Below are 13,206 nucleotides of genomic sequence, written 5' to 3'. Positions count from 1 at the left end.
CGTTTTATACGAATTAAGATATTTTCAAACTCCAAGAAGTTTACAAACAAAACACCCAAAAAGTTAGTTGTTAAGCTAACTTTTTGGGTGTTCTTAAAAACTTATTAATTAGTGCAGCTGTGAAATGGCTGAAAGACTGCTGCTTCAGCCTATTCTTCCCTTACTTATAAAGTGGGAAACGATCGGCCAATGTTTTGACACGGACTTTTACTTCTTCTAGTTTCGCTGCATCTTCATGATGCTTTAATGTATCTGCGATAATGCTCGCGAGCTCATCCATTTCTTCAAGCTTGAAACCGCGCGTTGTAACGGCTGCTGTTCCGATACGGACACCACTTGTGATGAATGGACCTTCTTGATCAAATGGAATTGTGTTTTTGTTGGTTGTGACGCCAACTTCATCCAAGGCATGCTCTGCATCTTTGCCAGTAAGACCAAGTTTGCTAACATCCAAAAGAAGCAAGTGATTGTCTGTCCCGCCAGAAACAAGACGTACGCCTTCTTTTGTTAAGCCTTCCGCAAGACGCTGCGCATTTGCAACGATTTGCTGTGCATATGCTTCGAAATCATTGTCGAGGATTTCTTTAAAGCTCATCGCTTTTGCTGCAATAACGTGCATCAATGGACCGCCCTGCATAGCTGGGAAGACAGCTTTGTCGATTTGTTTCGCGTATTTCTCTTTTGTAAGAATCATACCACCGCGAGGTCCGCGCAATGTTTTATGTGTTGTTGTTGTTACAACATCTGCATAAGGAACTGGCGTTGCGTGCACACCGGCAGCAATTAGACCTGCGATATGCGCCATATCAACCATAAGGTAGGCACCAACTTCATCTGCAATCTCACGGAATTTCGCGAAATCAATTGCACGCGGGTAAGCACTTGCGCCAGCTACAATCATTTTTGGCTTTACTTCAAGCGCTTTAGCGCGAACTGCTTCATAGTCCAGCTGCTCTGTTTCCTGATCCACACCGTACTCGGTGAAGTTATACAGCTTACCGCTGAAGTTCACCGGGCTGCCGTGTGTCAGATGACCGCCGTGACTGAGGTTCATGCCAAGTACTGTATCGCCTGGTTCCAAAAAGGCGAAATAAACAGCCATGTTTGCTTGTGCACCAGAGTGCGGCTGTACGTTAACATGCTCCGCTCCGAAAATTTCCTTTGCTCGGTTGATTGCTAGATTCTCTGCTACATCAACATATTCACAACCGCCATAGTATCGGCGGCCCGGATAGCCTTCCGCGTATTTGTTTGTTAGTACGGAGCCTTGCGCTTCCATCACAGCCTGTGATACGAAGTTCTCAGATGCAATCAGCTCGATTTTATCGTGCTGGCGCCCTCTTTCGTCTTCCATAGCTTTGAATAGTTCTGGATCATTCGCTTGAATATGTTTCATCGAAACATGCCTCCTCGAGTATGGTTGATGTATGTCGTAGCCGGTGTTAGTCAGGGTACACAGCTCTTACGCCGCCAATCAGTTTAGGTCTTGTATAAGCTGTATTGACCCGGGCACCGCCAATGAATCGCTGCTGTAATCGAAAAGGCACTGCAACTGACTTCAAATGCATTCCAATCATCGTCTCTCCGATATCAATTCCGGCATGCGCCTGGATGTCTTCAACCAACACCGGATCCTGAAACTGCTTATAGGCGTACGCAGCCATAGAACCTCCGGCTTTTGCAACAGGTATCGCGGAAACTTCGGTCAAACCGTATTGCCGACTGATTTGCTTCTCTACTACAATAGCACGATTTAAGTGTTCACAGCACTGAAATACGAGATTTATATTCGTTTCTTTTCGAAGCCATTCCAGCTGTTGGAAAAGCAGATTGGCAATTTCCATATTTCCGGAGGTGCCGATTCTTTCTCCAGCTACTTCACTTGTTGAACAGCCAATCAGAAACAAATCCCCTGCGTGCAAGTGTCCACAAGAGACAAGCTCTTGAACAACGGATTTCATATGATCTGCGATTGCTTTCATGTACACCCTTCTTTTCTTACTTGTTTTCGTAATCTGTAATTTTGTTTACACGATTTTGATGACGCCCAGCTGTAAATTCTGTTCCAATCCACGTTTGAACAATTTCACGAGCCAAACCAGCTCCAATAACACGCTCTCCCATTGCCAGGATATTGGAGTCATTGTGCTCCCGCGTTGCTTTTGCACTGAATACGTCATGTACAAGCGCTGCACGAACACCAGGTACTTTATTTGCCGAAATACTCATACCGATACCTGTACCGCAAATAAGAATACCGCGATCGAATTCTCCATTTGCTACTCTCTCTGCTGCGGGAATGCCATAATCCGGATAATCAACGGAACCTTCACAATCACATCCTGTATCTACAAACGCAACACCTAATTCCGTCAAAAGATCTGCTATTTCTTTACGAAGATTTACTCCACCATGGTCCGATGTTAGAATTACTTTCATTTTCTTCATCCTTCCTTCCGAATTCCGCATGATGCACGGATGTTTGTTGTGTAAATTGGAATTGCTTTAATTGTTCCCTCAGCGTGCCCGCTTGTTTTTCGAGTGATGCGGCCAAGTTCTCGAGGTTATGCATGACAGACGCTTGATCCTGCACAGAGGCACTTACTTCTTGTGCTCCGGCTGACGCCTGTTCTGCCAGCTCTGCTACATCTTTAGACTGACCTGTTACCGAAGCGATTTCTTCTTTCTGCTGCTGTGTGAGCTTGCCAATCTCCTCTATTGAAGAAACGACTTGTCCAATAGCAGCCGTCATCTCTTCCATGACAACACTGCTCTCAGAACCCTTTTCTGCTTCGTTCCGCGCCAGTGCCAACTGTTCGTCAATTTCCGTTACAACTTGTCCAATGTTTGACTGAATTTCCTTGATGTTCACTGTAATGTCTTGGGCAGCTTGTCTGCTTTCATCAGCAAGCTTCCGTACTTCGTCGGCTACTACTGCGAAACCTTTTCCCTGTTCTCCAGCTCGTGCTGCTTCAATGGAAGCATTAAGCGCTAACAGATTCGTTTGTTCCGCTATGTCGCTAACGAGACGGATGATTTGTTCAATTTCTGAAGCATTCTTTTCGAGCTGCTTTACATTCCCGATTGAATGCTCCTGTTTCTCTGAAATACGCTGAATACCTTCTACCAGTTCCATCACCACAGATTGGGAACTGTGCAATTTGCCAACCATGCCATTGGAAAGATCCTGGGATTGATCTGTCTTCCTGCGAACTTCCTCTGACATAGCTGTCGCGTTATCGAGCGACCTGACGATTTTGCCAACAGCGCCTGAGGTTGATTGAGCTCCTTCAGCCATTGTCTGCATAATCCCGTCAATCTCAATCACTTTTTCCGATGCCGTCATTGTCTCGGCCTGGATTTGTTTGGCATACTGGTCATTTGCTTTTGCATTTGCATCGATATCACTGATCATTGATTTGAGGTTGTGCATCATTTTTTGAAAAGCGCGTGAAAGTGCTCCAATCTCATCATTGGAAGGAACGGCTTCCCATTCGCCTTCCAAGCTGCCGTCAGCTGCTTTCGTCGCCACTGCTTCTAAATCCTTTAACGGTTTCGTAATGAAACGGGCTGCAGAAAACGCTAAAATCCCTGTCCATAATACACCTAAAAATAGCGTAAGAAGCACAAGTACGGCTGCATCAATATTCCAATACCGCTGCACAAAGGGATGTACAATATAAATGAATACAGCACTCACGCTATACGTGACCAATGCGAGAACTGTGGCGAAAATCGCCAGTTTAAAACGCAAGCTAAAGCTTTTCATGACATAATCCAGCCTCCATGCTGATATTTTGGTACGAGAGTCTTTTTACCTACTTCTCATTGTGAATCTTTTCTGCCAATTTATCAACATAGAATTCCAATTCCTTCAAGGTTTCTCGATACACGTCAACTGAGCGGCCAAACGGATCCATGATATCTGCAGCTGGCATTGCAGCCTCTAGCTCCTGGATATGTGTCACTTCTCGCTCATGTGCTTGCATAAATTCGCTTTGGAATCGGTTCGGGTCACCTTGATAGCCGCTTGCAAAATGGACACGTTTTGTTTCCAAGTCTGCATACGCTTCTTGCAACAGCTTCCAGGATGCACCTGCATCCTCTGAAGCGAATTCAGGAAAAGTATAAAGCTTGCCGGCAGCGTGTGGATATTGTTCCAGCAGCAGCTGTTTATGTTGTTCTGTCATTGTCAGAATCAAATCAGCCCACTCCACTCGCTCTCTTGTTACAGGCTTGGATTGGTGACCGAACAGCACGCCGGTTTCTTCCATAACAGTTACCGCCTGGTGAGAAGCAGGTGAACCGTCGCTGGCAAAAATACCAGCAGACTGTACTTTCACCTGCGGAAGCCGCTTCCGCACAAGTGCTTCTGCCATTGGACTTCTGCACGTGTTGCCGGTACAAACGAATAATAATTTCATCGAGAATTCTCCTTGCTTTTAAAATAGTGCTAGCATTAGTATACAACAGGACAGACAATCTTACATGCTTCGATTTATGCAACTTGTCTAACAAGGAAAGCTGCCTGAAGCTATACATGGTGAAATAAAAAAAAGACGCACCAAATTGATACGTCTCCCTGCTTACATACTGCCTGTCGCTGCCTTCTCAAGACGGTTCATGATAGCAGCTCCAACATCTTGTTTTGGAAAACTTTCACATAAAATGACGGATACATCTGATTTCTTGAAATGACGCAATGCATCATACAAATGCTCTGCTACGGTAGCTAGATCCTTTCTTGTTCCACAAATCTGAATCCGCTCACCGTCCAGGGTCTCTGCCAGTTCTTCTGTCGCAATGATGCCGACATTTTCCCCGGCTTTCGTAAGTTTGTCCGCTTGCTGCTGCATATTATCTTCCACTAAATACAGTGGAGCTTCCGGTGCATAATGCGTATATTTCATACCTGGCGCTTTTGGTTTTTCTTTCTGCTCCACAGCTAGGCCTGGATCAATCATTACTGTCCCAATCACTTTTTGAATCGCTTCTGCCGTCACTCCGCCTGGCCGCAAGATGACTGGTACAGCTTCCGTACAATCCAAAACGGTGGACTCCAAGCCAATGCCTGTTGGCCCGCCATCCATAATGCCGGCAATCCGCCCATCCAAGTCATGCACAACATGCTCTGCTTTGGTTGGACTCGGCCGCCCGGATATGTTCGCACTTGGTGCCGCAATCGGAATAGCTGCTTCCTCCAACAGTCGCAATCCTACTGGATGGCTCGGTATGCGAATACCAATTGAATCAAGACCGGCACTGACATTTGGTGCCACAGCACCCTTGCTTTTCAAAATTAGCGTAAGCGGACCAGGACTGAATGCCTCCAAAAGTTTCTGTGCAACATCTGGAACCTCTTCAACAAGATCTTCCAGCTGATTTGTATTCGCCACATGAACGATAAGCGGATTATCGGAAGGCCGTCCTTTGGCTTCGAATATCTTCCGGACAGCTTGTACGTTTGTTGCGTCTGCGCCAAGACCATACACAGTCTCCGTTGGAAAAGCGACAGCTTCCCCTTGCTTAAGGAGAGCTGCGGCTTCCTTCATTGCTTGTTTATCGAAAGACTGCTCTGACACAGTCCAATGCTTTGTTTCCATCATGGATCAGATACTCCTTCTCATGTATATCACTATGAGCTATGATACCACAGAGAAAGCGATTCCCCAATGTCAGAGCGCCTTCTCCCACCAGCCTTGCTTCGCTTCAAAACCATACAGCGAGATGAGCTGATCCAACGCCTCATGATGGCTGATCAGCCGCAGATGGCTTGCTTCTCGGCGTCTCGCTTCCATGCTGGCAAGTTCCATACACGTTAATATGATGGTGCCGTTTGCCGGCGGCTTCACATACATGGAATGGACACGCAATGCCAGTTCGTCTTGTTCCAGACAGAAAAACGCACGCCACCCGTCATTTGTTTCCAACACATAGCCTTCTTCATATAATTTCTGCTGCTCTTGTTCCCAGCGGGGCAAACTGTCCCCCAAAAAAGCTTTCAATTGCGTCAGCTCGAATGCTTGAGCTGGTATCAACTGCATGATAATTCCTCCTGTCTAATTCTAGTTAATAGATTATATGAACAGGAGGAACAAGATATGATGCTAGCTGAACCATTCTAATAGAAAGAACTTCACTTTTGGTTTTTCCTCTTTTGGCGGTTCTTCTGCTGCGATATCCATTGGTTCTGCATCTGCATTTGTCTCCGCTTCTGCTACACTCGTTCCGCTAGAAAAATCCAAGAAACACAACGGCGGAAACAGTACACACCACCAGTTCTCGCCTTCACCTTCTCCAAGTGTGATCAAGACTGCTTCATACTGCCCTGCCGGGTACAAGTAAGTTCCATAAAGCTTCGCCGGAAATGAAATGTTTTCACTGTACTTCACGTTAAACTTCTGGCTCTTTCCTTCCTCATTCAACACGCGTGCTACGGTTTTCTTAATCTCCGGCAGTTGTTCTTCAATGATCTTCCTTGCTTCTTCAATATCCGAAATATCCTGTACCCACTCGTTAATTTGTTTATTCACTTCATCCCGGATCAAACGCTTCAGCTGCTGATCCGCTTCTGAATCACTATTCGCCAAGATACGAAGCCGAATTGCTTCATCAGGAATTTGCTTTACTGCCTGCGAATTATTGCTCACTTGCGCTTCTGTATTAGTTCCTGGATAAAAGATATATACAAATAAAAGACCGATTGCGAATAGGAATAATAAAAGCTTCTTCATACGGTAACCTCTTTTCTTTTGGTTGTTGGTAACAGTATGAACAAGCTGAATGGATTTAAACCTATGAATCTAGTTTTACGGCAAAAAAGGAACTGCGCCTTTGCACAATTCCTTCTTTATTGCTCTATCCAAGCAAACACCATCCGGTCTTTGCCATTCATATCTTTCCGCACTTCCACTTCTGCAGCGTGGAACCTCTTCTGCAATAGCATTCGGACTGCTTCTCCTTGCTGCCAGCCTATTTCAAAGCCGACAACAGCTGGTAAGGCAAGCACATCTGGCAAAGCCTGAATAATCTCTTTATAGGCAGCCAGTCCATTATCTTCAGCAAATAAAGCGATTGTAGGGTCAAAATCCTTCACTGTATCTGCCATCTGTTCTTTATCCGCTTCATCAATATAAGGAGGGTTGGAAACGAGCACATTCACCTTTTGCTCCAATTGGTGAATTGGTTCCAAATAACTTCCCTGCTTCACAGTGATGGAGGCACCGAGTGTCTTGCTATTGCTCTTTGCGACAAGTAAAGCGCGCTCGGATATATCGGTTGCGATAACGTTAGCTGCAGGAAACGCTAACTTTAACGAAGTTGCTATAATACCGCTGCCCGTGCCGATATCTGCAATTGTCAGCTGCTTTCCGGGAAGTCGCTCTTGTATCATTTTTTCCATTCCTAAAACGAGTTCCTCTGTTTCGGGTCTTGGAATCAGCACATCATGATTCACATAATAACGCCGTCCGAGAAATTCTTCTTCTCCAGTAAGATGCTGCAGCGGAATTCCCGTTTTCGCGTGCTCTTCCAAGTCCTTTCGAAAAGCAGCATAAAGAATAGGATCCACTGATTCTCGCAGTTTCATCAAAAGCTCCGTCTTTTTAAGACCTAAGTGATACAGAAGTAAAAGCTCTGCTACTCGCTCTTCACGCTGATGTGATTGCAAGAAGGCTGCCGCTTCCTTCAACGTCTCCATGATAGTAGGTGTTTGGTTGTTATTCTCCAATTTGCTCAAGCTTCTTCGCCTGCTCTTCCATAATTAAAGCATCGATGACTTCATGGAGCTTTCCTTCTAGAATCTGATCCAGCTTTTGGATTGTAAGACCGATACGGTGATCAGTAACACGGTTTTGCGGGAAGTTGTACGTTCGGATACGTTCAGAACGGTCCCCTGAACCGACGGCAGACTTTCGTGCATCATCGTATTCAGCTTGTGCTTCCTGCTGGAACTTATCATAAATTCGAGCACGCAGAATTTTCATCGCTTTCTCTTTGTTCTTGATTTGGGATTTTTCATCCTGCATAGACACAACGATACCAGTCGGCATATGTGTTAATCGAACAGCAGACATCGTCGTGTTAACGCTCTGTCCTCCAGGTCCGCTGGAAGTGAATGTATCAACGCGGATATCTTTTTCCTGGATATCTACTTCCACTTCTTCTGCTTCTGGCATAACAACCACCGTTGCTGTCGATGTATGAATTCGGCCGCCAGACTCTGTTTCTGGTACACGCTGCACGCGATGGGCACCGTTTTCATATTTTAAGTTGGAATAAGCATTTGCACCGTTGATCATGAAAATGATCTCTTTATAACCGCCTACCCCAGTAGATGTTGCTTCCATCATTTCTGTCTTCCAGCCTTGTGCTTCTGCATATCGGCTGTACATACGATATAAATCGCCGGCGAACAGCGCTGCTTCATCTCCGCCTGCTGCTCCGCGAATTTCCATGATAACGTTTTTATCATCATTCGGATCCTTCGGCAGCATTAGAATGCGCATTTGCTCTTCTAATTCCGGAAGACGAGGAGATAACTCGGAAATTTCAGCTTTGGCCATTTCCAAGATGTCTGGATCTTTCTCTTCGGCAAGCATTGTTTTCGCGTCCTCAACTTGTTCACTAATATCTTTGTACTCGCGATAAGCTTGCACAACATCCGTCAAGCTTGCTTGCTCTTTGGAAAACTCACGTAATTTATTTGTATCACTGATCACATCTGGATCGCTTAACAATTCGTTCAGTTTATCGTAACGGTCTACTAATGCCTGTAAACGGTCTAGCATATCGACACCTCTTTCTTTGCTTTATTATAGCTTCTCTCCCGGAGCCTAGCAATCGCCGAGAGAATCGCATTGTCATAGCGGCGGATTGCTGTGGCATTTGCGGCAGACAGGATAATACGAATCGTTGCCGCCAATTTGGATTTGATCACCTGTATAAACGGGTTTGCCATTATCATCCACCCGCAAATTCATTGTTGCTTTACGAGCACAGAACCAGCAGATCGTCTTCATTTCTTCAATCTTATCCGCATAAATCAGCATATAGCGGCTGCCTTCGAACAATTCATTCTGAAAATCATTTTTCAATCCAAAGCCCATGACAGGAATTCCGAATGTATCTACAATTTCTGCGAGCTGAAGCACATGCTCTTTACTCAGAAATTGTACCTCATCGATCAATACACAATGCGGCGTCGGCTCCTGTTCTTTGACGTATTGCAGGATATCTGTCTCTTCAAAAATCGGAATTGCTTTGCGGCGCAATCCGATGCGGCTGGAAACATAGCCGACTTCATCTCTTGTATCGATACCCGAAGTGAAGATAAGCACAGACTTATTCTGCTCTTCGTAATTGTTGGCTACTTTTAATATTTCAATCGATTTTCCGCTGTTCATCGCGCCATATTTGAAAAATAGTTGTGCCATGTCATTTCTCCTTGTCAAATAAAAAAGATAGTGCAGCTGTACACTATCTTGATCTATACTATATCAAAACCATTTATGTAAATCTGGATGGTCAGTGTACATATAAGGCTATTTAAACTGGTTATAAAGCAGAAAAAACAGGCAAAGGGTGTTTGCCTGTTTTCGTCATATCTTAAGCTATTAGCCCAAGTTGTATTTCTTCTTGAAGCGATCTACGCGGCCGCCAGCTTTGTCAGCTTTTTGTTTACCAGTATAGAACGGGTGAGAAGCTGAGCTGATTTCCACACGAATCAATGGGTAAGTGTTGCCATCTTCCCATTCAATTGTTTCGTCGGAAGACTGAGTAGAACCTGTCAAGAATTTGTAGTCAGAACTAGTATCTAGAAATACAACTTTGTTATATTTCGGATGGATTTGTTCTTTCATACGTTAAGCACTCCTTTTTGCCCTGAATCCTTTGGAAACAGAGTTTATTGTGAGAGACCGATAACTGTCGTGAAAGCTCACATAACGTGATTATAACAGTCCGATAATCCCATTGCAAGAGGAAATCACTGTAATCAGGAGCGCTTGTTCGTGCCTTTACGCTTCATCTCTTCTTCCATATTGGCGAGAAATTCCTCGTTATTTTTCGATTGCTTCAGACGGCGCAGGAAGCGGTCGGCAAAGTCATGGGAATCCTGCATTGTTTTGCGAATTGCCCACATCTTATCCAGCTGTCCTTTTGACACGAGCAGCTCCTCTTTTCTCGTACCAGAGCGTACCATGTCGATTGCCGGGAAGATACGTCGCTCTGCCAAAGAACGGTCCAGATGCAGCTCCATATTCCCTGTGCCTTTAAACTCCTCATAAATAACATCATCCATACGTGAGCCTGTATCAACAAGTGCTGTCGCCAAGATGGTAAAGCTTCCGCCTTCTTCAATGTTACGAGCCGCTCCGAAGAATCGTTTCGGACGGTGGAATGCAGCAGGATCGATACCACCGGACAGCGTACGTCCGCTTGGCGGAATAACTAGGTTATAAGCACGTGCTAATCGTGTAATACTGTCCATAAGTACGATGACATCTTTTTTATGCTCTACAAGACGCATCGCTCGTTCAAGTACAAGCTCTGATACTTTGATATGATTTTCCGGTACTTCGTCGAAAGTAGAACTAACTACATCAACATCCGGATGTACGGAACGTTCGATATCTGTTACTTCCTCCGGGCGCTCATCTACGAGCAGGATGATTAATTTAGCATCTGGGTGATTTGTTGTGATACTGTTGGCAATCTGTTTCAAAAGCATCGTTTTACCTGCTTTTGGCGGCGCAACAATCAAACCACGCTGTCCAAAACCTACTGGTGTCATCAAATCAATAATCCGTGTGGAAACTTTGCGTGTTTCCGTTTCCAGGTTCATATGCTTATCCGGATATAGTGCCGTCAGTGCTGGAAAATGCACACGTTCCTTCGCTACTTCCGGGTCTTCATTGTTTACTGCATCTACATGGAGAAGGCCATAGTAACGTTCATTTTCCTTCGGCGGACGAACCTTACCGGAAACCTTATCTCCGTTACGTAAATCGAAACGTCGGATTTGCGATGCACTAATATAAATATCTTCTGCGCTTGGCGCATAATTAATCGGTCTTAGGAATCCGAAGCCCTCGGAAGGGATGATTTCTAAAATACCGTCCATGAAAAGGAATCCGTCCTTTTCTGCCTGCGCTTTCAAAATTGCAAAAATCAGTTCACGTTTCGTTAATTTTGCATAATAGGAAACGCGGTATTCGCGAGCCATCGCGTATAAATCTTTTAATGTTAATGTTTCTAGATGAGAAATCGATAGTTCAGCCACAAAATCACCACACCTATTGTATTTAAGGACTTGTCCTTATCTGTTTGGCTGTTGGATGTAATATCCTAACATTCTTACTCTAAACTGTTGGAATCTAATTAAGCTGCTGGCCATCAGTCTTGGCCGAAGAGGTGCAAGAGAAGCTATTGGCATCTATGCATGTCTCTAGAAGAAAAGGAAGGATGGTAGTGTATAACTAGAATAGAAGATTATAACTATCATTTTTTACCACAATACAGCTTTTTTAAACCACTTTATCATTGCTGCGTATTTTTAGCATAACTAATCATACATTTTCAGTCTGTAATATTCAACTGTATTTTTGGCGGAAAATCGGTTTTTTTTAAGCTGTTAGAGGCTGATAGTAAGTAACGGAGAGTGATTTTACGTTATTGCTATGGGTTTAATATACGCTGCTTTCATTGAAGAGTCTCCGTATATTATGCACCAAAGACGTGCTTTGTCTATAAGACTCAAATGAAGTTTTAACTCTGCTTGAGATGAAACGGTTATCCCATAAGAACACGCTGCTAGCATACAACAGATGACGAGAAACTCCGAACTTACGGCAATTCAGTCTTTAGAATTCCACCGCAGTTCGGAGTTCTCTCTCAAAACACTTATTTAGTATCAAGAATTCTGGAATTGCTCGACTTCTTGTTCGCTCATTTCTTCTCGCCAGATGTTGGCTCCGAGTGCAAGCAGTTTTTCTGTGATGCGTTCGTATCCTCTGTCGATATGTTCTACTCCAGTTATCTCTGTAATACCGTCAGCCATCAATGCTGCGATAATCAATGCTGCACCTGCTCGGAGATCGCTTGCTTTTACTTTTGCTCCCTCCAGCTGGACAGCTCCAGTGACAATGGAAGCACCGCCTTCCACCTTGACCTGTGCATTCATACGGCGAAGCTCGTCAATATGCTTGAAGCGAGCCTGATAAATTGTGTCCGTCACAACGCCAGTACCTTGTGCTTTTGTCAAAAGTGCTGTGAAAGGCTGCTGCAGATCGGTCGGAAATCCAGGATAGACAAGTGTTTTGACATCCACACTTTTCAGTTTCTCCCGCGTCCTTACCGTGAGCTGCTCTTCCCCCTCAATGATTTCTACTCCCATTTCACGCAGTTTAGCTAATAACGATTCCAAATGCTGCGGAATGACGTTATCAATAACTACTTCTTCTCCTTGGGAAGCTGCTAAAATCGTGTACGTACCAGCTTCAATCCGATCCGGTATGATCGTATGCTGACAGCCGTGCAGCTGATCAACACCTTCGATACGAATGACATCCGTACCTGCTCCCTTAATTTTCGCACCCATGCTCGTCAGCAGTGTGGCCACATCAATTATTTCTGGTTCTTTAGCTGCGTTTTCGATGACCGTCTTGCCTTTGGCACGTACTGCCGCAAGCATGATATTGATCGTAGCACCAACACTCACAACATCCAGATAAATTCGGGCACCGCGGAGCTCATCAGCTCGCAAGTAAATCGCACCTTGCTCATTCGTCACTTGTGCTCCTAACGCTTCAAAGCCCTTAATATGCTGATCAATAGGTCGAGGGCCTAGATAACAGCCGCCTGGCAAACCGATAACTGCCTGTTTGAATCGTCCGAGCATTGCACCCATAAAATAATAAGATGCCCGGAGTTTCTTCACTTTTCCGTTCGGCAGAGGCATGGATGTCATATTGGCAGGATCGATTGTTAGACCTTGATCTTCTTCCTTCGTTACTACACCGCCAATCTCTTCAAGCAAATGACTCAATGTCTCAACGTCTGATATATCGGGCAGCCCTTCTATCGTTACAGGAGATTCAGCTAGAATTGCAGCTGGCAACAGTGCTACTGCACTGTTCTTCGCTCCGCTGATTTTCACTCGTCCTTTTAAAAGGTTTCCGCCCTCTACTAATATTTTCTGCATAAGGA

The 13,206-nt window shown here is 44.7% G+C and carries 14 protein-coding genes; all 14 read right to left on the bottom strand.

All coding sequences use genetic code 11. The features are described 5' to 3' along the window. Positions 1 to 160: 160 nt before the first annotated feature. The 14 genes from glyA to B1K52_RS08045 all read right to left on the bottom strand — a co-directional run bounded on the left by glyA (position 161) and on the right by B1K52_RS08045 (position 13,201). Complete coding sequence (gene glyA, locus B1K52_RS08110; protein WP_077307112.1) at positions 161 to 1,396, bottom strand: serine hydroxymethyltransferase; 1,236 nt, start codon at positions 1,394 to 1,396, stop codon at positions 161 to 163. Between the two features lie 46 nt (positions 1,397 to 1,442). Then, positions 1,443 to 1,982, bottom strand: a complete 540-nt coding sequence (locus B1K52_RS08105) for a TIGR01440 family protein (RefSeq protein ID WP_077307110.1) — start codon at positions 1,980 to 1,982, stop codon at positions 1,443 to 1,445. Between the two features lie 16 nt (positions 1,983 to 1,998). Beyond that, on the bottom strand, positions 1,999 to 2,439 hold the full coding sequence (gene rpiB / locus B1K52_RS08100; RefSeq protein ID WP_077307108.1) for a ribose 5-phosphate isomerase B: 441 nt from the start codon (positions 2,437 to 2,439) through the stop codon (positions 1,999 to 2,001). Further along, complete coding sequence (locus B1K52_RS08095; protein ID WP_077307105.1) at positions 2,393 to 3,769, bottom strand: methyl-accepting chemotaxis protein; 1,377 nt, start codon at positions 3,767 to 3,769, stop codon at positions 2,393 to 2,395. The genes rpiB and B1K52_RS08095 overlap by 47 nt, the downstream gene beginning before the upstream one ends. Positions 3,770 to 3,818: 49 nt before the next feature. Beyond that, a complete protein-coding gene (locus tag B1K52_RS08090) occupies positions 3,819 to 4,424 on the bottom strand; it encodes a low molecular weight protein arginine phosphatase (RefSeq protein WP_077307103.1) in 606 nt (201 codons plus the stop codon). A 162-nt stretch (positions 4,425 to 4,586) separates the two neighbouring features. Beyond that, positions 4,587 to 5,603, bottom strand: a complete 1,017-nt coding sequence (locus B1K52_RS08085; RefSeq protein WP_077310540.1) for an L-threonylcarbamoyladenylate synthase — start codon at positions 5,601 to 5,603, stop codon at positions 4,587 to 4,589. 72 nt (positions 5,604 to 5,675) lie between these two features. Next, entirely contained in the window at positions 5,676 to 6,044 is a 369-nt protein-coding gene (locus B1K52_RS08080) for a hypothetical protein (protein WP_077307100.1), read from the bottom strand. Positions 6,045 to 6,107: 63 nt separating this feature from the next. Beyond that, the gene (gene spoIIR / locus B1K52_RS08075) at positions 6,108 to 6,734 is read right to left on the bottom strand and encodes a stage II sporulation protein R (protein ID WP_077307098.1); all 627 of its coding nucleotides are present in this window, start codon (positions 6,732 to 6,734) and stop codon (positions 6,108 to 6,110) included. Between the two features lie 116 nt (positions 6,735 to 6,850). Continuing rightward, complete coding sequence (gene prmC / locus B1K52_RS08070; RefSeq protein WP_077307096.1) at positions 6,851 to 7,738, bottom strand: peptide chain release factor N(5)-glutamine methyltransferase; 888 nt, start codon at positions 7,736 to 7,738, stop codon at positions 6,851 to 6,853. Then, positions 7,719 to 8,789 carry a peptide chain release factor 1 gene (prfA, locus tag B1K52_RS08065; RefSeq protein WP_077307094.1) on the bottom strand — a complete coding sequence of 357 codons (1,071 nt, stop codon included), beginning with the start codon at positions 8,787 to 8,789 and terminating at the stop codon, positions 7,719 to 7,721. The genes prmC and prfA overlap by 20 nt, the downstream gene beginning before the upstream one ends. 72 nt (positions 8,790 to 8,861) lie before the next feature. After that, the gene (locus tag B1K52_RS08060) at positions 8,862 to 9,434 is read right to left on the bottom strand and encodes a thymidine kinase (protein ID WP_077307092.1); all 573 of its coding nucleotides are present in this window, start codon (positions 9,432 to 9,434) and stop codon (positions 8,862 to 8,864) included. Positions 9,435 to 9,614: 180 nt separating this feature from the next. After that, positions 9,615 to 9,860, bottom strand: a complete 246-nt coding sequence (locus B1K52_RS08055) for a type B 50S ribosomal protein L31 (RefSeq protein WP_077307090.1) — start codon at positions 9,858 to 9,860, stop codon at positions 9,615 to 9,617. Between the two features lie 134 nt (positions 9,861 to 9,994). After that, positions 9,995 to 11,281, bottom strand: a complete 1,287-nt coding sequence (gene rho, locus B1K52_RS08050; RefSeq protein ID WP_077307088.1) for a transcription termination factor Rho — start codon at positions 11,279 to 11,281, stop codon at positions 9,995 to 9,997. 630 nt (positions 11,282 to 11,911) lie between these two features. Next, entirely contained in the window at positions 11,912 to 13,201 is a 1,290-nt protein-coding gene (locus B1K52_RS08045; RefSeq protein ID WP_077307086.1) for a UDP-N-acetylglucosamine 1-carboxyvinyltransferase, read from the bottom strand. Positions 13,202 to 13,206 lie beyond the last annotated feature (5 nt).

The organism is Terribacillus halophilus, assembly GCF_900162685.1.
Taxonomy (GTDB): Bacteria; Bacillota; Bacilli; order Bacillales; family Amphibacillaceae; genus Terribacillus; species Terribacillus halophilus_A.
The sequence above is the reverse complement of the archived record's forward strand: the minus strand, read 5'-3'. Positions and strand labels throughout refer to the sequence as shown.

Excerpts from the sequence above, each read along its gene's own strand:
- glyA (WP_077307112.1), bottom strand. The coding sequence starts at position 1,396 with ATGAAACATATTCAAGCGAATGATCCAGAACTATTCAAAGCTATGGAA.
- B1K52_RS08105 (WP_077307110.1), bottom strand. The coding sequence starts at position 1,982 with ATGAAAGCAATCGCAGATCATATGAAATCCGTTGTTCAAGAGCTTGTC.
- rpiB (WP_077307108.1), bottom strand. The coding sequence starts at position 2,439 with ATGAAAGTAATTCTAACATCGGACCATGGTGGAGTAAATCTTCGTAAA.
- B1K52_RS08095 (WP_077307105.1), bottom strand. The coding sequence starts at position 3,769 with ATGAAAAGCTTTAGCTTGCGTTTTAAACTGGCGATTTTCGCCACAGTT.
- B1K52_RS08090 (WP_077307103.1), bottom strand. The coding sequence starts at position 4,424 with ATGAAATTATTATTCGTTTGTACCGGCAACACGTGCAGAAGTCCAATG.
- B1K52_RS08085 (WP_077310540.1), bottom strand. The coding sequence starts at position 5,603 with ATGGAAACAAAGCATTGGACTGTGTCAGAGCAGTCTTTCGATAAACAA.
- B1K52_RS08080 (WP_077307100.1), bottom strand. The coding sequence starts at position 6,044 with ATGCAGTTGATACCAGCTCAAGCATTCGAGCTGACGCAATTGAAAGCT.
- spoIIR (WP_077307098.1), bottom strand. The coding sequence starts at position 6,734 with ATGAAGAAGCTTTTATTATTCCTATTCGCAATCGGTCTTTTATTTGTA.
- prfA (WP_077307094.1), bottom strand. The coding sequence starts at position 8,789 with ATGCTAGACCGTTTACAGGCATTAGTAGACCGTTACGATAAACTGAAC.
- B1K52_RS08060 (WP_077307092.1), bottom strand. The coding sequence starts at position 9,434 with ATGGCACAACTATTTTTCAAATATGGCGCGATGAACAGCGGAAAATCG.
- B1K52_RS08055 (WP_077307090.1), bottom strand. The coding sequence starts at position 9,860 with ATGAAAGAACAAATCCATCCGAAATATAACAAAGTTGTATTTCTAGAT.
- B1K52_RS08045 (WP_077307086.1), bottom strand. The coding sequence starts at position 13,201 with ATGCAGAAAATATTAGTAGAGGGCGGAAACCTTTTAAAAGGACGAGTG.